Origin of the sequence: Neisseria bacilliformis (assembly GCF_014055025.1) — a bacterium.
GTDB classification, from domain to species: Bacteria; Pseudomonadota; Gammaproteobacteria; order Burkholderiales; family Neisseriaceae; genus Neisseria; species Neisseria bacilliformis.
Map to the genome: position 1 here is coordinate 567,487 of NZ_CP059571.1, position 18,930 is coordinate 586,416.

Consider the following 18,930-nt stretch of genomic DNA (forward strand, 5'->3'; position numbering starts at 1 on the left):
CATGATCATCCTCGACCAAGTCTCCAAACGCTACCAAAACCGCGACCAATCCTGGTTTGCCGCCGTCGAGCCCACCAGCCTCGAAATCCGCGAAGGCGAAATCTTCGGCCTGATGGGCTACTCCGGCGCGGGCAAATCCACCCTGCTGCGCCTGATTAATTTATTGGAACGCCCCGACAGCGGCCGCGTCCTCGTCGGCGGGCAGGACCTCACCGCCATGAATCCCGCCCAATTGAGAAAAGCCCGCCAAAACATCGGCATGGTGTTCCAGCAGTTCAACCTGCTCGCCAACCGCACCGTGGCCGGCAACGTCGCCTTCCCGTTGGAAACCGCAGGCTGGCCGTCTGAAAAAATCGCCGGACGCGTGATGGAGTGCCTCGAAATCGTCGGTCTGGCCGACCGCGCCGCCCACTATCCCGCCCAACTCTCCGGCGGGCAGAAACAGCGCGTCGGCATCGCCCGCGCCCTCGCCCCGAACCCCAAAGTCATCCTCGCCGACGAGCCCACCTCCGCGCTCGACCCCGCCACCACCCGCAGCGTGCTCGGCTGCCTCGAAGACATCAACCGCCGCTTCAACGTAACCATCGTCATCGTAACCCACGAGATGAGCGTCATCCGCCGCCTGTGCCGCCGCGCCGCCCTGCTCAACCACGGCCGACTGTTGGAAGTCGCCTGCGTGGAAAACCGCCAAATTCATGCGCAGACCGAAATCGGCCGCGAACTCGTATCGGAAGAACTATGAACGCCAACGTCCTCGACAACCTGCAACGCCTACTGCCCGAGTTTTACAAAGCCATCGGACAAACCTTCGTCATGGTCGGCGTGTCCGCCGCCTTCGCCATCGTCATCGGCGGCGCGCTCGGCGTCTGGCTGTTCGCCTCCGCCCCCGGCCAGGTGTTCGCCCGCCCCCGCCTCAACGGCCTCGTCAGCGCGCTGGTCAGCTTTATGCGCGCCTTTCCCTTCGTCATCCTTATGATCGTGCTGATGCCGCTCACCCGCGCCATCGTCGGCACCTCCTTCGGCCCCTTGGCCGCCTGCGTGTCCTTGTCCATCGCCGCCTCCTTCTACTTCGCCCGCCTGGTGGAACAAAACCTCAACGAAGTACCCAAAGGCGTGATCGAAGCCGCGCAGGCCATGGGCGCGAAACCGCTCGCCATCGTGTTCAAAGTACTGGTAAACGAAGCCCGCTCCGGCCTGATTTTAAGCATCACCATCCTCCTGATCGCCATCCTCGGCGAAAGCGCGGCGGCCGGCCTCATCGGCGGCGGCGGCATCGGCGACTTGGGCATCCGCTACGGCCACCAACGCTACATGCCCGACGTGATGGCCGAAGTCGTCGCCCTGCTCAGCCTGATCGTCATCATCATCCAAAGCACCGGCAACTACCTCGCCGCCAAAGCCGACAAACGGTAAAACCCGCCGCCGCACGGGCGCGGCGGATTCGGCCGCGTTGCAGGGTGTGCGGCGCAGCCGCGCACGCGGTTTTGGCTGTTTGCCGCAAAAAGGCCGTCTGAAAACACCGTTTGGCAAAACGGCGTTTTCAGACGGCCTGTTTAGTTTGCCGCTCAATAATCCACGCGGATTTTCGGCTTTTGCCGCGCGGCTTCGTATTCCGTTTCCAACTCAAACTGCAAGGGATACAGATCGAGTTTTTCCATCAGCAGGCGGTCGCCGTCTTCGCCCGGGTTTTCCGTGGTGAGGAGCTTGTCGCCGTAGAAAATCGAGTTCGCCCCTGCCAGAAAACACATCGCCTGCATCGATTCGGGCATCCCGCTGCGTCCTGCCGACAGGCGCACATAGCTCTCGGGCATGGTGATACGGGCAACGGCGATGGTGCGGACAAACTCCGTCCAGTCCAAATCTTCCGCGTCGGCCAGCGGCGTGCCTTCCACTTTCACCAACTGATTAATCGGCACGCTTTCGGGCTGCGGGTCGAGGTTGGCGAGGCTGGCAATCAAGCCGGCGCGTTCGGCGCGGGTTTCGTTCATGCCGACAATGCCGCCGCAGCAGACTTTCAAACCCGCATTGCGTACCTTGCCCAGCGTGTCCATGCGGTCTTCGTGGCGGCGGGTGTGGATGATGTCGTTGTAACGGTCGGGGTCGGTGTCGAGATTGTGGTTGTAATAGTCCAAACCCGCGTTTTTAAAGTCTTCGGCCATGCCCTCTTCAAGCATACCAAATGTGCCGCAGGTTTCCATGCCCAAGGCCTTCACGGCGCGGATGATTTCGGACACTACCGCCACATCCTTGGGTTTGGGGCCGCGCCAGGCCGCGCCCATGCAGAAACGGCTTGCGCCGCGCGATTTGGCAATGCGGGCTTTGGCGACGATTTCATCGACATCCATCATCTGCTCTTTGCCCAAATTGGTGTTGTGGTGCGCCGACTGCGGGCAGTAGGCGCAGTCTTCGGGGCAGCCGCCCGTTTTGATCGACATTAAAGTGGAAAGCTGGATTTCGCGCGGGTTGAAATGGCGGCGGTGCAGCTCGGCGGCTTGGAACACCAAATCGAGAAACGGCAGGGAAAACAGGGCTTCGACATCGCATTTTTTCCAATAACGCGCAGTCGGATGCGGCTTGGGCACGGTTTTGCGGCGCAAGGCAATCGGGGAAACGGTCATATTGTGTTCTTTCAAAATCGGCAGCGGCGCAATGACGCTGACCCGCCTGCCGCAGTCGCAATGACGGCGGCGGCTTCGGTTCAAATAAAAAAGACGGCCTGACAACAGGCGCGGGCGCAGTGTAGCCGTTTCGGCGCACGGCGGCAAAGGTTGAGGCTGTCTGAAAGCACCCAACCGCGTGCGCCGCCTCGGGGCGGCACACCCTATGGAAGATTCGCATTGTGTTTGCCGGACAAATACTTGGCCGAAAGATTGGGGCGGGGTTGTCCGAGATTTCGAGTAGGTCGGGCATTTATGCCCGACTGACAAACGCCGGTAAATTTGAAAACGTCGGGCATAAATGCCCGACCTACTGCAATTACGTTTTTCAGACGGCCTCAACATTCCCGCCAGCTCCAACCGCCCAACCGCGTGCGCCGTCTCGGGGTGACACACCCTACGGAAGATTCGGCACGGGCGCGGATGTCGGCTGTTCGGGTAGGGTGTGTGGCGCAGCCACGCACGCGGTTTGGGATTTGGGGGAGGCGCGGATTCGTTGCGCGGCATGGAACGCGTGCGTCGCCTCGGGGCGGCACCCCCTGCCGCAGCGGCAGAGGCCGTCTGAAATAGGTTTTTCAGACGGCCTCTGCGTTTCGGCGCGCACCTTACGAAAGCAGCATTTCCTGCATGAGTTTCATGCCCCACTGCCAGCCCTGCATCGGGCCGTTGAGGCGGCCGCTTTGCGGGGCGCGGAGGAGGGTGGCGCGCCAGAGGGCGGCCTGCCTTTGCGCCCAATCCTGCGGGCAGGCGGGGTCGTTGCGGCCGATGACGAGGGCGGCGGGGCAGGGGCAGCGGGCGCGTTGCAGGGTATGTTCGGCGTCGTCGGGGAAGGCGGCGGCGAGGGGGGCGGCGAGGATGATGTTGCGCACGCGGCGCAGGGTGGCGGCGTCGGCGCGGTAGAGCCAGGCAACGACGGCAGACACGCCCGCGCCGTGGGCGACGATGGCGGCGTTGCGGCTGTGGACGGTGCGCCACGCCCGCTCTATGGTGTTCTGCCACTCGGGGATGCTCTGGCTGCGGGCGGCGGCGGCGGTGCACACGGTGGGGTAGCTGAGCGTCCAGCGGTCTATCCACATTTCGGCTTCGTCGGCGTCGCGGACGAGCAGGAGGGTGAGGTCTTCGAGTTCGTGGCTGTGCATGGGCGGGACGGCGGCGGACGGGTTCGGTTTACAGGTAGGGGGCGAGGGTGCGGCGCAGGATTTCGGGGTCTTCCACGGGGGTGATGTTGGCCGCGCCGAGGCGGTCGAGGCCGACGAAGCGCATGGTGCCGCCGCTGACTTTTTTGTCGTGGCGCATGTGGGACAGCCATTTTTCAAACGGGAAGCGGGGCGGGGCGTCGGGCAGGCCGGCGCGGCGGATGAGGGCGGCGGCGCGTTCGGTGTCGGCGGCTTTCAGGCGGCCTGTCTGTTCGGAGAGGCGGCAGGCGAGCACCATGCCGGCGGCGACGGCTTCGCCGTGCAGCCAGTTGCCGTAGCCCATTTGGGCTTCGATGGCGTGGCCGAAGGTGTGGCCGAGGTTGAGGTGGGCGCGGATGCCGCGTTCGGTTTCGTCGGCGGCGACGATGGCGGCTTTCATGGCGCAGCAGTGGTAAACGGTGTGGGCGAGGGCATCGGGTTGCTGCGCCATGACGGCGTCGATGTTGTCTTCGAGCCAGGCGAGGAAGGCGGCGTCGCCGAGGAGGGCGTATTTGATGACTTCGGCCATGCCAGCGGAAAATTCGCGCGCCGGGAGGGTGGCGAGGGCGGTGAGGTCGGCGATGACGGCTTGGGGCTGGTAGAACGCGCCGATCATGTTTTTGCCCAGGGGGTGGTTGACGGCGGTTTTGCCGCCGACGGAGGAATCGACCTGGCTCAGGAGGGTGGTGGGGATTTGCACGAAGGGCGCGCCGCGTTGGTAGGTGGCGGCGGCGAAGCCTGCGGTGTCGCCGATGACGCCGCCGCCGAGGGCGATGAGGGTGGTGCCGCGTTCGGCGTGGCGGCGCAGGAGTTCGTCGTAGATGCGGTTGAGCGATTCGATGTTTTTGTGCGCTTCGCCGTCGGGGAGGATGACGGCGAAGTGTTCGGTATCGAGCGCGGTTAAGGCCGTCTGAATGTGTTGCAGGTAGAGGGGGGCGACGGTGGTGTTGGTGATGACGGCGGCTTTTTTGCCGACATGGGGGGCGAGGTGTTCTGCGAGCTTGGCGAGGAGGTTTTCGCCGATGAAGATGGGGTAGCTGTGGGAGGGGGCGGCGACGGTGAGGGTGCGCATGGTTCAGTCCTGTATGCGTTGCAGAATGCGGGCGGTGGTTTTGCGGCAGTCGTTCTGGCCGGCTTCGACGACGAGGTCGGCGGCGGCGCGGTAGAGCGGGTCGCGGGCGTGGTAGAGGGCGCGCAGTTTGGCCAGCGGGTCGGCCACTTGCAGCAGCGGGCGGTTTTTGTCGCTGCGGGTGCGTTCGAGCAGGATTTCGGGGGCGGCGTGCAGGTAGATTACGGTGCCGCGCGCGGCGAGGCAGCGGCGGTTTTCTTCGCGCAAAACCGCGCCGCCGCCGGTGGCCAGCACGATGCCGGAAAGGGCGGAGAGCTCGTTGATGACGGCGGCTTCGCGCGCGCGAAAGCCTGCTTCGCCTTCCATCTCGAAGATGGTGGGCACGGACACGCCGGTGCGCTCGCAGATGACTTGGTCGCTGTCGTAAAACGCGCGGTTAAGCTGGGCGGCGAGGCGGCGGCCGAGGGTGGTTTTGCCCGCGCCCATCAGGCCGATGAGGAAGAGGTTGCTGTTTGCGGTGTTCATGGCAACTTATTTTAACCGAAAAATACGGAATATCGGTTTTTGCGGGGCGGGGGCGGGGATGGCGTTTCCGAAAAGGGTTGCTGCGGCCTGTTTTTCAGACGGCCTTTGAGGCCGTCTGAAAATTTGTCCCCTCCCCCGCGCGGGCGCAGGGGAGGGAGACGGAGGCCGCCGTTTTCAGGCTGCTTTTTGGTTTCAGACGACCTTTGGGGGGCGTAGGTCGGGCATTCATGCCCGGCCTACTGTTCTGTCATTCCCGCGCCGCCCGCTGCCGATGCGCGTCGCCCCACGCTTTCAAAGCCGCCAGCACGGGGGCGAGGGTTTGGCCGTATGCGCTGAGGCGGTATTCCACGCGCGGCGGCACTTGGGCATAGACGGTGCGTTCGATGATGCCGTCGGCTTCCAGTGCGCGCAGTTGCGCGGTCAGCGTGCGCTGCGACACCGTGGGCAGGATGCGGCGGATTTCATTGAAGCGCAGCACGCCGTCGGTGTGCAGGCGGTAGAGTATCGTGCCTTTCCACTTGCCGCCGATAACGGCCAGCGCGGCTTCCACCGAGCAGCCTTCGGCGCAGTCAAATGCGGTGTGTGCGGTTTTGCCCATGATTTGTTCCTTTGAAAACGGTTTCAGACGACGTTTCGCTTTTTCAGGCTGCCTTTTGCAGTATCTTATAAGTAACCTACTGAAAAATAAGTGCGTTCTTAACAAGCGTGGGCGTATATCTTATGATGGCCGCTCCTTTTTCACAACCGGAGAAACACCATGAAAGCCGTCGGATTCAACCGCCCGCTGCCCGTCAGCGACGAAAACAGCCTGCTCGACATCGAACTGCCCGCGCCCGAACCCAAGCCGCACGATTTGTTGGTGGAAGTGCATGCCGTGTCGGTCAATCCCGCCGACGTGAAAGTCCGCGCCGCGCACACGCCTGCCGAAGGGCAGTACCGCGTGTTGGGCTGGGACGCGGCAGGTGTGGTCAAAGCCGTCGGCAGCGCAGTGCGCGGCTTTGCGGCGGGCGACGAGGTGTATTACGCGGGCGTGATCAACCGTCAGGGCTCGTATGCCCAATTGCAGGCGGTGGACAGCCGCATCGCCGCCAAAAAACCGCGCACGCTGGATTTTGCCCAAGCCGCCGCGCTGCCGCTTACCGCGCTTACCGCGTGGGAAACCCTGTTTGACCGCCTTGATGTAAACAAACCCGTTGCCGGCGGCAGCCGCGCCCTGCTGCTGGTGGGCGGCGCGGGCGGGGTTGGCTCGATTACCGTGCAACTGCTCAAAACGCTTACCGACATTCAAATCATCGCCACCGCCTCCCGTCCCGAGAGCGAAGCATGGCTGCGCAGCCTCGGCGCGGATTTTGTGATTAACCATCACCACAGCCTGCCCGAACAGGTGGAAAAACTCGGCATCGGCGCACCCTCGTGGGCGTTTTCCACCAGCCATACCGAACATTACCTGCCGCAACTGGCGGAACTGCTCGCCCCGCAAGGGCGCATCGCGCTGATTGACGACCCCGCCGCACTCGATGCCAATCCTCTGAAAGGCAAGAGTATTTCTCTGCATTGGGAATTTATGTTCACCCGCCCCCTGCGCGAAACCGCCGACATCGCGCGACAGGGCGAAATCCTTGCCAAAGTGGCGCAACTGGTAGACGAAGGCCGTCTGAAAACGACCGCCACGCAAACCATCGACGGCATCAACGCCGCCAACCTGCGCCGCGCGCACCAGATGGTGGAACGCGGCGACATGGTGGGCAAAGTGGTGCTGGCAGGCTGGTGAGGCAGCCTGAAAGCCTGATTTGAACGCACAGCAAAAGCGGCCTGAAACGCCTTTAATGGCAGTTTTCAGGCCGCTTTTTTGGGGTTTCAGACGACGTTTGGGGGGGGGGCGTAGGTCGGGCATTTATGCCCGACGTTTTTTTGTTGCTGGTATTTGTCGGGCATAAATGCCCGACCTACGGCCTTTTCAAACGGCCTAATGGCTCAACCCGATCATAATCCCGCCTATCACCACCATCGCCAGCCCCGCCAGCACAAAGCGCATTTCTTTGCGCGTTTTCTTTTCGCCCAGCAGGAAAATACTGCCCAGCGTGGCGATGACCACATTCATCTGCGACAGGGTAAAGCCCGTAGCCACGCCGTTGCGTGTCGGCTCAATAGACATCAGATAAGTGAGCGCGGCAAAAGAAAACACCACGCCGCCGACGAGGTTTTGCAGCGATTTTTTGTCCCACGGACGGCTGCCGTCGCGCGAGAGCAGCGACAGCACCACCGCCGCCGTCGCCATGCCCACCGCCTGCGGCAGGAATTTCGCTTGCCCCGAAGACTCGGCGAAGTTGGGGAAAAAGGAGTAGCCCACATAGCCGACGGTGGAAACCAGCAGGGTGATAATCCCCGTTTTCAGGCTGCCTTTGCCATCGGCGGGCGGGTTTTCCTTTTTGGCGGTGAGCGCGATGCCCGCGATAATCAGCACCAGCGCCAGCGCGCCGACGATTTTCTGCGTCGCGCTGCCCCATTCGCCGAACACCGCCACGCCCATCAGCGAGGTGCCGACGAGCTGCATCCCTGTGGAGATCGGCAGTGCTTGCGACACGCCGATTTGCGTGTAGGCGCGGTATTGGTTCATTTGCCCGAACGCCCAAAACGCGCCCGATAAAAAGCCCATCAGGAGCGTCCGCCCGTCGGTTTCAGGCTGCATCACGAGCCAAAACAGTACCGCCACGGCCAGCGTGCCCAGCGTGGTGCCCATAATCTGCTGCGTGGGGCGGCCGCCGATGCGGGCGACGCACAGCGGCAGAATGCCCCAAAACAGGGCGGGGAGAAGACCGATCAGGATGTTCATGGCGGATTCCTTCGGGTTGTTGGCGGGTTGTTTGCAAAGCGGGATGCAGCCTGAAAATCGGTTTTTGCTGCGTCGAAGCTGCGCTTTCAGACGGCCTTTTGGGGTTTCAGGCTGCTTTCGGGTTTTCAGACGGCCTGCGGGTTTCAGGCTGCCTTTGAGGCCGTCTGAAAACCTGTCCCCTCTCCCGCTTGCGGGGGAGGGCTAGGGTGGGGGCGGTTGCGTCTTGGGTAAGGTTTGCGCTTGGTCGGCCAAGCGGTTCTGCGAACCGCCACCCCCACCCCGACCCTCCCCCGCGCTGGGGCGCAGGGGAGGGGGAAAGTCGGCGTCGGGGCTGCCGTTTCAGACGGCCTGTGTAGGGTGTGTGCAGCAGGCACGCACGCGGTTGGCGGGTTGTCTGCCGCCGATTTTGTCTGGACATTTGCAAACCGCGTGCGCGGCAGAGCCAAACATCCTATGGTGGGTTTTTCAGGCTGCCTTTGCGTGTTGAGGCCGTCTGAAAGCGCAGCTTCGGCGTAGCCAAAACCGGCTGTTCAGGGTGTGCGCCGACGGCCTCACACGCCGAATTTCACGCCGTGTATCCATTTCACGCGCTCGACGGGGCTGCGGGTGAACAGGCTTTGGCCGGTTTCCAGCGAGGCGATGGCGGCTTTGTCTTCGTCGTCCAGCGTAAAATCAAACACATTCAGGTTCTGTGCCATGCGCTCGGGTTTGGACGACTTGGCCAGCACCACAATCCCGCGCTCCACCAGCCAGCGGATAATCACCTGCGCCACGGTTTTGCCGTATTTTTTGCCGATGGCGGCAAGCACGGGGTTTTGGAAGATGCCGTTTTTGCCTTCGGCAAACGGTGCCCACGCTTCCACGGCAATGCCTTCGCTTTGCAGCGCGGCGATTTGCTCGTTGCGCTGGTGGAAAGGGTTGATTTCAATCTGGTTTGCCTGCGGCATGACTTGGTTGAATATGCCCAAATCCACCGCACGGTCGGGCGTGAAATTGCTTACGCCGATGGCGCGGATTTTGCCTGCCGCCTGATAGCGTTCCAGCGCACGCCATGTACCGTACACATCGCCGTAGGGCTGGTGAATCAGCACCATGTCTATATAGCTTAGGTTCAGGCGTTGCAGCGAGCGTTCCAGCGAGGCGGCTGCGGCTTCTTCGCCCGCGTTTTCCACCCACACTTTGGTGGTAATGAACAATTCTTCCCGTGCCACGCCGCAGCGGGCAATGCCGCGCCCGACTTCGCTTTCGTTCACATACGCCTGCGCGGTGTCAATGTGGCGGTAGCCCGCTCGGATGGCGTTGATAACGGCTTGCTCGGTTTCTGCGGGCGGAATCTGGTACACGCCGAAGCCGAGTACGGGGATTGGGATGCCGTTGGCCAGTTGGATGGTCTGCATGGTTAACTCCTTAATCGAGTGTGGGAAAATAGGGGAACGGGCAGCCTGAAAACGGTTTTCAGACGGCCTTTCTCGTTTCAGTCGGGCAGCGCGTTGTAGTGCGCCTCGTCCACGGGTTCGAGAAACTCGGTGCTGCCTGCGGTAATGGCGATGTGGCTGAACCAGCAGTCTTTTTTCGCGCCGTGCCAATGCTTCACGCCTTTGTTGGTTACCACCACGTCGCCCGCTTTCAGGCTGCGGGCGGGGCTACCGTGTTCCTGATACCAGCCTTCGCCGCCTGTAACGAGCAGGATTTGGTAGCCGTCGGTGTGAATGTGCCAGTTGTTGCGGCAGGCGGGTTCAAAGCAGACGTGGGCAACGGTTGCCAATGCGTCGGGCGCGGCAGCCAAGCCCGCCAGATAGCTTTGTCCGACAAAAACATCGGCGTATTTTTCGTTTTTCCCGCCAAACGGAAAAATGCCGTGTTTGACTTGTTGTTCGCTGTTTTGGGTGTTCATTTTTATGCTCCTTGTTTGCCGTACACTTCTTTTGCCAAATTGAACGCCGACCACGCTTTCGGCCAGCCGACATAAAACGCCAGATGGGTAATCGCTTCGGCGATTTCCTGCTGCGTGATGCCGTTTTGTTTGCCGATATTCAAATGGGCGGGAAGCTGCTCAAAGTTACCGCCTGAGATTAAAGCGGCAATGGTAATTAAGCTGCGCGTATGCGGCGCAAGCTCGGCTTCGCGCGACCAAACCTGCCCGAACAGCACGTCATCGTTCAGCTCGGCGAATTTTGGGGCGAACGTGCCGAGATGGTCTCGCCCTGCGGTTTGTTTCTTGGACATTTTTTACTCCTTATCGGTATGGGCTTACAGGCCGTCTGAAAAACACTTTTTCAGACGGCCTTTGGTTTTCAGGCTGCCTTTGATGTTGGCAAGGCAGCCTGAAAACGGTGTTACGCGCTTACCAAGGCTGCGTAGTCGGTCCAACCGTAAACTCGCACACATTGGTGTCATCGGGCTGGCTGATGGCGAACGCCACCACCGCGGCGATGCGCTCGGCGGGAATTTCGTAGTTGTCGTACAGCTCGCGGTAGCCTTTGGACGTGCCCTCGTCGGTGATATGGCTCACCAGCTCGGACTGCACGGCGGCGGGGTAAATCGTAGCCGTGCGGATATGCGTGCCCGCCTGCGCCGATTCCATGCGCAGCGATTCCATAATGGCGCGCACCGCCCATTTGGTGCCGCAATACACCGCCGCGCCAGGGTAGACTTTCAGCCCCGCCACGGACGAGGTGGTAATCACATGGCCGCTTTTTTGCGCGTTAAATTCGGGCAGCACGGCGGCGATGCCGTTGAGCACGCCTTTGATGTTCACATCAATCATCGCGTTCCAGTTTTTGGTTTCCAGCGCGGCAAGGGGCGAGGAGGGCATCAAACCTGCGTTGAGGAAAATCACATCCACTTTGCCGAACGCTTCTTTGGCCAGGGCGACGAGCGCGGCGTTGTCTTCGGGTTTGACCACGTCGGTTACGTGGTACACGGCCTGCCCGCCGTCGGCTTTGATTTGGTCGGCAATGGCTTTGAGCTTGTCTTCGCGGCGCGCGCCGAGCACGATTTTCGCGCCCTCTTTGGCAAGTTTCAGCGCGGTGGCTTCGCCGATGCCGCTGGACGCGCCGGTGATGATGACGACTTTGTTGGCTATGTTCTGCATGGTGAGACTCCTTGGGGTTGGGTTTCAGGCTGCCTGCGGGGCGGGCTGAAAGCGGGTTGGGAAAAGGGTTGGGCAGCCTGAAAAACGGTTTTGGCTACGCCGAAGCTGCGCTTTCAGACGGCCTTTTCGGCTTTCAGGCTGCCTTCGGATTTTTCAGACGGCCTCAGCCGTTGTTCATAAACGCCGGATACAGCGTCATGCCGCCATCCACAAACAGCGTGATGCCGGTAACGTAGGACGCCTGATCGCTCGCCAGCCACGCAGCGGCGGCGGCGATGGTTTCCGGCTCGCCCGCAAAGCCCATCGGGATAATGGCTTCCAGCGCGGCTTTTTGCGCGGGGTCGTTCATTTTTTCCTTGTTAATCGGCGTGTTGATTGCGCCCGGGCCGATGGCGTTCACACGGATGCCCTGCGGCGCGTATTCCATCGCCATCGTTTCGTTCAGCAGCTTCACGCCGCCTTTGCTGGCCGCGTAGTGGGCAAAACGCGGCCAGGGAATCTGCTCGTGCACCGACGACATATTGATAATGCTGCCCTTGATGCCCTTGGCGACAAAATGCTGCAACGCAGCGCGCGCGCCCAAAAAGTAGCCGGTAAGGTTTACGTCAATGATTTTCTGCCAGTTTTCCAGCGTCATCTCATGCGTGTGCGCGGGGATTTCCAAACCGGCGTTGTTCACCCACACATCCAGCCGCCCGAACGCATCAAGCGCGGCCTGCACCAGCCCGGTCGCGCTCGCTTCTTTCGACATATCGCCTTGAACGGCCACGCCTTTCGCGCCCGCCGCTTCAATCTGCGCCACAACCGCCTCCGCGCCTTGCGCATCACCGTTGTAGTTCACCACCACATTCGCGCCCTCCCGCGCAAACCGCAGCGCAATCGCCGCGCCGATGCCTTTGGACGAGCCGGTTACGACAACGGCTTTGCCTTGTAAATCGGGATACATTGTCTGAACTCCTGTTAAGAAAGATAAAAAAGATTCCTGTTTGAGTCAGGCGATTGTAAGCGCGCCGTGCCGAACGGGGAAAGCGACTTTGCACAATCGGCGTATGAAAAAATCAAACTTTACAAAATGGGCGAAGTGCCGCCGCAAGGCTGATTGCCGACACCCCAATGCGTATCCGCTGCCGCCCCGACACGCAAAACGGCGACGAGCTGAAACAACGCTACGACTTCCATTGGAGCACGTTCACCGAAGAGCAGAAACGGGCGGTGATCCGTTTTCTGGACCATTTCCACAACATCGGCAAATAAAGGCCGTCTGAAAGAAGCTTTAACGAAGTTATAGTGGGACAAAATAAAAGATACCCATCGTAGGCTGGGCTGAAGCCCAGCCTACATCGGATACTTTTGATTTGTATCCACTATAAACCGAATGCGCGGCCGCGCCACATCCCCCGCCCACCGCGCCAACAACGGCACGCATCCTACCCGCCGCAGGGCAGGGCGGGAAATCGCAAAACGGTATGGGGGGTATCGGCGGACGTGATAAAGGCCGTCTGAAAAACGCTTTTTGCGGTTTTCAGACGGCCTCTGTTTGTGTGCGCATGCTTGGGCGGGGATAAGCCCCTGCAATGCGCGAAAGTTTAGCGGTGGTTTATTCGGCTTGCGCGGGGGCGGGTTTGTCCGGCGCGGCGGCAAACCATTTTTGGTAGATTTTGTCGTAGGTGCCGTCGGCTTTAATCTGATCCAAGCCGCGATTGATTTTTTTGACCAGTTCGGGATCGCCTTTTTTGACGGCTATGGCGTAGTAGTCTTTGGGCGAATCGGCATCGGTGATGACCCGCAGTTTTTGGTCTTTATAAGTGTTGGCGTAATAGTTCAGGGGGCCGAAGTCGGCAAAGACGCCGTCTGCTTCTTTGCGCATCACTTGGCGGGTAGCCTCCCAGGCCGAGGGGCTGTGGATAATGGTGCCGTCGCCCGCTTGCAGTTTGGCAAGTTCGGTTTCGCCCACCGTGCCGGCAACGGTGGCGATGTTTTTGCCTTTCACGCCGCTGAGGGAGGTAATCGGGCTGTTTGCGGGCACAAGCAGACCCATCGAGGTTTCAAAGTGCGGGTTGGCAAAATCGACGATGGCTTTACGCTCTTCGGTAACGGTAATCGCGGCGATGGCGAGGTCTGCGCCCTTGCCCTTGCCCACGTCTTGCAACATGTTGGAGAAGGAATGGGGGATAAAATTGGGGCGGAAGCCTTGTTTGTCGCCGATGGCTTGTACCAGTTCGATACCGAAGCCGGACGGGCGGTTGTCGGCATCGGACATGACAAACGGTGCGAAGCCTTCGGCATCGAAATAGACGTTGTGCACGGGGCGGTTGTCGTTTAATAAGGCACTCGGATCGGATGCGATTTGCGCGGAGCCGGTGCCCGAGTTCCCGCCACTGCCGCCGCTGCCGCCGCAGGCGGCCAGGGTGAGCGCAAGCAGTAGGGGCATGAAACGGCGTAATGTAATCATGATGGGGTCTCCCTTGTTCGGTTTTGGATGGATACAGTTGGGGCGGGCGGCCTGAAATTATTTGCGCAGGCTGATGACGATGGCCGCGCTGCGGTTGCGCCAGGTGAGCGGGATGACGAACGAGCGGTCTTTGCGCGGCAGCAGGATTTCGTCGGGCGCGCCGCGCAAAACGATGGGCACGGAAATTTCAAATTCTTCGCCGAACTCGCTGCGGGCGTTGCCGGCGATTGTGTTGGCCACTTCGCCCACCAAGTCCACCATCAGCTCTTCGCCGGTGTCTTTTTCGCCGATGAGCACCAGCAGGCGTTCGAGCAGCTCTTTGGGTGCGGTGAAATATACGACACCCTGGTTTTTGCCCGAAATGGCGATGACGCCGGTGAAGTCTTTGGCCGAGGGGATTTTGTTTTCAATCAGATAGGGCGTGCCCACCACCAGCTCTTCGCCCGCGATCATTTGGGCGAAATATTTTTGTACGCCGTCGATAAATATCTGTAATTTCTCTTCTTTCATGTCTGATCCTGTATTTTTTCAATGGGGTTGCCAAACGGCCTGCCTGTCGGTTTCAACTTTGTTGAAACTTCGTTTTCAGACAGCCTCGATGTTTACTCTTCCAGCATTTCGTTTAACGCGCCAAACAGCTCTTCGTCGGAAAAGGGTTTGTATAAGAAACCGCGCGCGCCCAGTTGCAGGGCTTTGATGCCGGTGGCTTTGTCGGCCAGGGCGGATACCACCAGGATGTTGGCGTTTTCGTCCATATTGGTGATTTGGGCAATGCATTCCAGACCGTCCATTTTCGGCATGGTCAGATCCATCGTTACCACGTCGGGGCGGTACTGGCGGTAGAGGGCGATGGCTTCTTCGCCGTTGGAGGCGGAGGCCACGACCTCGAAATCCATCTTGCTCGATCCGCGCGAGATGCGGTTACGGATAACGTTGGAATCGTCAACAACCATAATGCGTTTTGTCATGATGCGGTCCTTATCCTAATTTGGGCAGGGTGAAAACGAAGCGGGTGTAGCCGTGCGGGCGGCTGGCGACGTTTACCGTGCCGTTTAAAGAGACGATGCGGTCTTTGATGATGTCCAGACCCACGCCCCGGCCGGCGTCTTCGGTGCTGTCGTCGGCGGTGGAGAAGCCGGGGGTGAACAGCAGGGAGACGAGTGCCTGCCTGTCCAGTTTGGCGGCTTCTTCGGCGGTGTAGCGGCCGAGGCTCACCGCTTTTTGCGCGATGGCGTTGTAGTCGATGCCGTTGCCGTCGTCTTCAAAGGTCAGCACGAATTTGTCGCCGTGGTATTTCAAGCCCATATGCACGTGCCCCATGGCCAGTTTGCCGCGCTGGTTTCGTATTTCGGGTTTTTCGATGCCGTGCACCACCGCATTGCGCAGCAGCTGGATGGCGATTTCGGTGATGACCCGGTCCATTTGTTTGTTGCCGGTGCTTTCCAGCCCGCTGTATGTGAACGCGGCTTCTTTTTTGTTGCGCTTGGCGATGTCGGCAACGAAGTCGGCATAGCGGTTGCGGGTGGTCTGCGGCGCGATGACGCGGGTGTCCGGCTGCACGGCGGGGGCTGCGCCGCCGATTTTTGCCAGCAAATCTTCGATGGTGTGGCTCAATCGGATCAGTTCTTCAAGCTGCACGGCCAAACCCAGGAAGTTTTCGCCCGAGAGTCTGGGCATTTGTTTGAGGCGGTTCAGGTTGGCCTCGAAGTTTTCCGCCATATTGGTGAAGCCGCTCAGTTTCAGGGCGGACGCTTCGCCTTTCATGCTGTGCACTTCGCGGTAGATGGCGTTTACTTTTTCATACAGCGACATGCCGCTTTCGTCTTGCACCTTCAATACCGAGTTGATGCTTTGGATGCGCTGCTTGGTGTTGTTGATAAAGTCGTTCAGCGAATCGCGGTCGGCCTGCAAAATGGTACTGAGCATTTCGAGCTGGACGTCGTTCTGCTCGCGCTCCTGCTCCATTTTCTGTTCCAAAAGCACGGCATCGGTTACGTCTTCCACGTTGGCCAGCACGCGGGTGATGGCTTTGCCGTGGTACACGCGGCGAAAGTTGAAATCGAGGAAGCGTTCGTTGCCGTCCACATGCACTTTCTGGCGGATCAGCGGGTTGAGCGAGGCGATCAGGCGCTCTTTGGTGCGCGGGTTGTAGAGCTGGGCGACGAAATCGTTGGTGGTGTGCAGGTCTTTTGCATCGATGAAGCCGGCCAATACGTCGAGCAGGTTTTTGCCGCCCACGTTTTTCTGGCCGATCAGGCTTTCGAGCTGTTTGGAGTATTGCGAACCGATGTTCAGGTCTTTGTCCAGCAGGAACAGGCCGGTGGTTACCGTGTCCATAATCTCGGTGGTTTCTTTTTTCGCTTCATCTGCCAATTTGTCGGCGGTAAGCAGTTTGCGGATGAAGTAGGTCAGGAACAGGGCAAGGTATAACACCGCGCCTACAATACCGACAATCTCCACGTTTCTTAACAGGATGGTACGCTCTTCCAATTTGGCACGTTTGTTTGCCAGCAGGAAGTTGGTAATTTCGGTGAAACGGGCATTGTTGTTTTGCAGGCTCAACAGCGCGGAATTGACTAGCGCGGCATCGGCGGTGGGGTCGTTGGCGCTTTTAAGGTATGCATCTACGATGGATTTGGATTCTTTCCATTTTTTCACCATCTCCGCTATCAAGTGTTTTTTGACACCTTTGTCGGCTGCGTCCACCAGATATTGTCTGCCGTCAATGGAAAGATAGTCGCCGCCTTTGGCTGTGGCTTGCAGCGAGCGCGAAAAAACGTCTTGCGCCTCTTTGGCGCGTTTCAACGCACCTTGCACCAAGGGGCTTTGCGGGTCTTGGTGGGTGTTGAGTTTCAGAAGCTGGACGTTTTCCAGCAATTCGCCATACGCGTTTGCCATTTCGGCGGTAACGTAACTTTGGACGGAGTCTTCCTCAATCTCGTTGGAAATATCGTTGGCATAGAACAATAGCCCTGCCAGCAATACGACGAAGATACCGATGGAGATAATCAACCCTCGATACCGACGTAAGCCAGTGTAGTCGGTTTGGGGCGCAGTATTGTCGCTCATGGCTTTCCTTTCACTCAAATAAGAAACGTGTTTTCAGGCTGTTGAAAAGATTGGTCGAAACCAAGGTGTAGTGTCTGTCGGTAAAAATTGCGCGGCCAGTCCGACGCATTGCGGGCGGGCTGGTTGTGCGGATGGCTCGGCACGCAAACATGGCGCGGCACGCAAACGAAGCGGGAAGGCGGCATTCCCCGGTAACGTTTCAGCCCCCTGTCCGAGCAGGCAGCCGCAGAGACGGTTTCATTCATGGTTCAGTTCTTTTGCAGATTGGTGTTTTTATACCGCCCGAAATGCGGGCTTGGCGGTTCCCTTATCAAATTATTGTGCAAAGCAGGATTTGGGAACGGATTTTCGTGTTTCCATAACGTTTTTATCTCCTTTGGCTGCATGCAGGTTCTGGCGGGCAAAATTTCCCCCTGCTTCTGTAAAGTAAAATTTACATGGCGTATCGGTGTCTTTTATTGACATAAATCAAATTATCGGAAATTTGATAATTTGTTCAAATATAAGTACAGGTAATAGATAAGAAATATTTTTTGTTGGATAAAAGCACAGACGGCCGTTTTTTTAAACAGACGGCATGCGAAAAGCGGATGCCGTTTGCCGTGCCTGCCAGAGAAGCACTCGGGTGCGGGCGGTATGGCGGATAAGAAGCGGGCGTTTCGCCGGCAATGCAGATGATGAAGCAGGGTGTGTCGCCCCAAGGCGACGCACGCGTTCTCTGCCATTGAGGCCGTCTGAAAACCGCGTGCGTGGTTGCGCCACACACCCTACCCAAACAATATTTTCCCGTTGCCGGCGAAAAGCCTGTTTGTGTCGTTTCACGCCGAAAAAGCGTTTTTCAGACGGCCTGTTTGTTTTGCAAAACGGCGCGGTAGATGTTTTTCAGACGGCCTGTTACCGCCGCTTCGCCGTATTGCGCCAGACAGTCTGCACGCAGGGCGGCGGCGTTGTAGCGGCGGCCGTTTGCGTACAGTTGCAGCAGGGCGGCGGCGAGGGCGGCGGGGTCGTCGGACGGGGCGAGCAGGCCGTTGTTTTCGTTGACGATGCCTTCGGGGCCGCCGCAGCGGGTGGCGGCAACGGGCAGTCCCTGCGAGAGGGCTTCGATGAACACCACGCCGAAGGTTTCGCTGCGGCTGGCGAGGGCGAAGGCGTCGCTGCGGCGCATCAGGGCGAGGACGGCGGCGTTGTCCAGCGCGCCGTGGAAGGTTACGGCCTGCGCGATGGCGAGGTTTGCGGCGAGGCGGCGCAGGTTTTCCAATTCCGCGCCGCCGCCGCCGATTTCCAGCCGCAGGGCGGGTTGGCGTTGCAGGGCGAGGGCGAAGGCGGCGAGCAGGGTGTCGAAACCTTTGTTGCGGTCGAGGCGGGCGACGGCGCAGAAGGTGAATGCGCCGTTTGCCGCGTTTTCAGACGGCCTCTCGGGCGGGGGGATGTCTTCTGCGAAGGCGCGGCCGAGGATGTTGGGCAGGTATTGCCAGCTCAGGCCGGGGTATTCGCTTTCAAGCAGGCGGCAAAAGGCGGGGCTGACGGCCAGCCGCGCCGCCGCGCCTTGTGCCGCCGCCATCATGGCGGGACGCTGCCAGCGGCGGATGAGGCCGCGCGCGTAGGTGCTGCTGTGTTCGGTGATGACGTAGGGGATGCCGTGTCTGGCGGCGATGCGCTGCGCGAGGATGCCGCCGTGGTTCACCGCGTGGGCGTGCAGGATGTCGGGGCGGCCCTGTTCGGCCAGGTAGCGGGCAAACAGCTTCATGCCTGCCGCGAGCCAGCGTTCGCGGTCGAAATGGGGCAGCGGCGGGCAGAGGTAGGTGCTGTGCGCGGTGTAAGTGGGGATGGGGCCGTCTGAAAAAACGCGCGTGCCGTAGCGTCCGGCGAAGATTTCGCGCCGGCGGCGCGGCGAGCGGAACAGGGGCGCGGCCACGCCGACGCGCAAACCGGCGCGCGCCAGCGCGTGCGCCTGTTCGCGGAAGAAGATGCCGTCGGTCGAGTCGGGCGTTTCGGGATACCACGAGGGGAGGAGGAGGATGTGCATGGGTTCGGTTTGTGCGGTTATCAGACGGCT

The 18,930-nt window shown here is 60.0% G+C and carries 22 protein-coding genes; 4 read left to right on the forward strand and 18 right to left on the reverse strand.

Annotated elements, in window-relative coordinates; all coding sequences use genetic code 11:
- Position 1 precedes the first annotated feature (1 nt).
- A complete protein-coding gene (locus H3L91_RS02865; RefSeq protein WP_081458566.1) occupies positions 2-742 on the forward strand; it encodes a methionine ABC transporter ATP-binding protein in 741 nt (246 codons plus the stop codon).
- Positions 739-1,413, forward strand: coding sequence for a methionine ABC transporter permease (locus H3L91_RS02870; protein ID WP_007341972.1), 675 nt, complete (start codon positions 739-741; stop codon positions 1,411-1,413). Before H3L91_RS02865 ends, H3L91_RS02870 begins: the two co-directional genes overlap by 4 nt.
- A 152-nt stretch (positions 1,414-1,565) precedes the next feature.
- Here H3L91_RS02870 and bioB read toward each other — a convergent pair whose 3' ends face one another.
- The 6 genes from bioB to H3L91_RS02895 all read right to left on the reverse strand — a co-directional run bounded on the left by bioB (position 1,566) and on the right by H3L91_RS02895 (position 6,024).
- Positions 1,566-2,618, reverse strand: coding sequence for a biotin synthase BioB (bioB, locus tag H3L91_RS02875; RefSeq protein WP_040658689.1), 1,053 nt, complete (start codon positions 2,616-2,618; stop codon positions 1,566-1,568).
- A gap of 644 nt (positions 2,619-3,262) precedes the next feature.
- Positions 3,263-3,796 (reverse strand): alpha/beta hydrolase, encoded by a 534-nt coding sequence (locus tag H3L91_RS02880; protein WP_007341974.1) that lies wholly within the window; start codon positions 3,794-3,796, stop codon positions 3,263-3,265.
- 28 nt (positions 3,797-3,824) lie between these two features.
- Positions 3,825-4,904, reverse strand: a complete 1,080-nt coding sequence (aroB, locus tag H3L91_RS02885) for a 3-dehydroquinate synthase (protein WP_007341975.1) — start codon at positions 4,902-4,904, stop codon at positions 3,825-3,827.
- A 3-nt stretch (positions 4,905-4,907) separates the two neighbouring features.
- The gene (locus H3L91_RS12285) at positions 4,908-5,426 is read right to left on the reverse strand and encodes a shikimate kinase (protein WP_007341976.1); all 519 of its coding nucleotides are present in this window, start codon (positions 5,424-5,426) and stop codon (positions 4,908-4,910) included.
- A 94-nt stretch (positions 5,427-5,520) separates the two neighbouring features.
- Entirely contained in the window at positions 5,521-5,655 is a 135-nt protein-coding gene (locus H3L91_RS12445; RefSeq protein WP_256998577.1) for a hypothetical protein, read from the reverse strand.
- Between the two features lie 18 nt (positions 5,656-5,673).
- Complete coding sequence (locus H3L91_RS02895; protein ID WP_040658691.1) at positions 5,674-6,024, reverse strand: winged helix-turn-helix transcriptional regulator; 351 nt, start codon at positions 6,022-6,024, stop codon at positions 5,674-5,676.
- 159 nt (positions 6,025-6,183) lie between these two features.
- Here H3L91_RS02895 and H3L91_RS02900 point away from each other — a divergent pair, with 159 nt between their 5' ends.
- Positions 6,184-7,197, forward strand: a complete 1,014-nt coding sequence (locus H3L91_RS02900) for a zinc-binding alcohol dehydrogenase family protein (RefSeq protein ID WP_007341978.1) — start codon at positions 6,184-6,186, stop codon at positions 7,195-7,197.
- 195 nt (positions 7,198-7,392) lie between these two features.
- Here the strand turns inward: H3L91_RS02900 and H3L91_RS02905 are convergent, their stop codons facing one another.
- From H3L91_RS02905 to H3L91_RS02930, 6 genes are all read right to left on the reverse strand, one after another.
- Positions 7,393-8,259: a GRP family sugar transporter gene (locus H3L91_RS02905; RefSeq protein WP_007341979.1), complete on the reverse strand. Its 867-nt coding sequence runs from the start codon at positions 8,257-8,259 to the stop codon at positions 7,393-7,395.
- A gap of 551 nt (positions 8,260-8,810) precedes the next feature.
- Positions 8,811-9,656, reverse strand: a complete 846-nt coding sequence (locus H3L91_RS02910; RefSeq protein ID WP_007341981.1) for an aldo/keto reductase — start codon at positions 9,654-9,656, stop codon at positions 8,811-8,813.
- Between the two features lie 77 nt (positions 9,657-9,733).
- Entirely contained in the window at positions 9,734-10,153 is a 420-nt protein-coding gene (locus H3L91_RS02915) for a cupin domain-containing protein (RefSeq protein WP_007341982.1), read from the reverse strand.
- A 2-nt stretch (positions 10,154-10,155) separates the two neighbouring features.
- Positions 10,156-10,485: a carboxymuconolactone decarboxylase family protein gene (locus tag H3L91_RS02920; RefSeq protein ID WP_007341983.1), complete on the reverse strand. Its 330-nt coding sequence runs from the start codon at positions 10,483-10,485 to the stop codon at positions 10,156-10,158.
- A gap of 118 nt (positions 10,486-10,603) precedes the next feature.
- Positions 10,604-11,353, reverse strand: coding sequence for an SDR family oxidoreductase (locus tag H3L91_RS02925; RefSeq protein ID WP_007341985.1), 750 nt, complete (start codon positions 11,351-11,353; stop codon positions 10,604-10,606).
- A gap of 163 nt (positions 11,354-11,516) precedes the next feature.
- Entirely contained in the window at positions 11,517-12,299 is a 783-nt protein-coding gene (locus H3L91_RS02930; protein ID WP_007341986.1) for a glucose 1-dehydrogenase, read from the reverse strand.
- Positions 12,300-12,466: 167 nt separating this feature from the next.
- On the opposite strand from H3L91_RS02930, the gene H3L91_RS02935 reads away from it, so the two are divergent.
- Positions 12,467-12,607 carry a hypothetical protein gene (locus H3L91_RS02935; protein WP_007341987.1) on the forward strand — a complete coding sequence of 47 codons (141 nt, stop codon included), beginning with the start codon at positions 12,467-12,469 and terminating at the stop codon, positions 12,605-12,607.
- A gap of 343 nt (positions 12,608-12,950) precedes the next feature.
- Here H3L91_RS02935 and H3L91_RS02940 read toward each other — a convergent pair whose 3' ends face one another.
- The 6 genes from H3L91_RS02940 to H3L91_RS02965 all read right to left on the reverse strand — a co-directional run bounded on the left by H3L91_RS02940 (position 12,951) and on the right by H3L91_RS02965 (position 18,900).
- Positions 12,951-13,805 (reverse strand): ABC transporter substrate-binding protein, encoded by an 855-nt coding sequence (locus tag H3L91_RS02940; RefSeq protein WP_007341989.1) that lies wholly within the window; start codon positions 13,803-13,805, stop codon positions 12,951-12,953.
- Between the two features lie 57 nt (positions 13,806-13,862).
- Positions 13,863-14,315 carry a chemotaxis protein CheX gene (locus H3L91_RS02945; RefSeq protein WP_007341990.1) on the reverse strand — a complete coding sequence of 151 codons (453 nt, stop codon included), beginning with the start codon at positions 14,313-14,315 and terminating at the stop codon, positions 13,863-13,865.
- Positions 14,316-14,407: 92 nt separating this feature from the next.
- Positions 14,408-14,773: a response regulator gene (locus H3L91_RS02950; protein WP_007341991.1), complete on the reverse strand. Its 366-nt coding sequence runs from the start codon at positions 14,771-14,773 to the stop codon at positions 14,408-14,410.
- 10 nt (positions 14,774-14,783) lie between these two features.
- Positions 14,784-16,874: an ATP-binding protein gene (locus H3L91_RS02955; protein ID WP_007341992.1), complete on the reverse strand. Its 2,091-nt coding sequence runs from the start codon at positions 16,872-16,874 to the stop codon at positions 14,784-14,786.
- A 14-nt stretch (positions 16,875-16,888) separates the two neighbouring features.
- On the reverse strand, positions 16,889-17,119 hold the full coding sequence (locus tag H3L91_RS02960) for a hypothetical protein (protein WP_152902491.1): 231 nt from the start codon (positions 17,117-17,119) through the stop codon (positions 16,889-16,891).
- A gap of 593 nt (positions 17,120-17,712) precedes the next feature.
- Positions 17,713-18,900: a glycosyltransferase gene (locus H3L91_RS02965; RefSeq protein ID WP_007341996.1), complete on the reverse strand. Its 1,188-nt coding sequence runs from the start codon at positions 18,898-18,900 to the stop codon at positions 17,713-17,715.
- Positions 18,901-18,930: the final 30 nt, after the last annotated feature.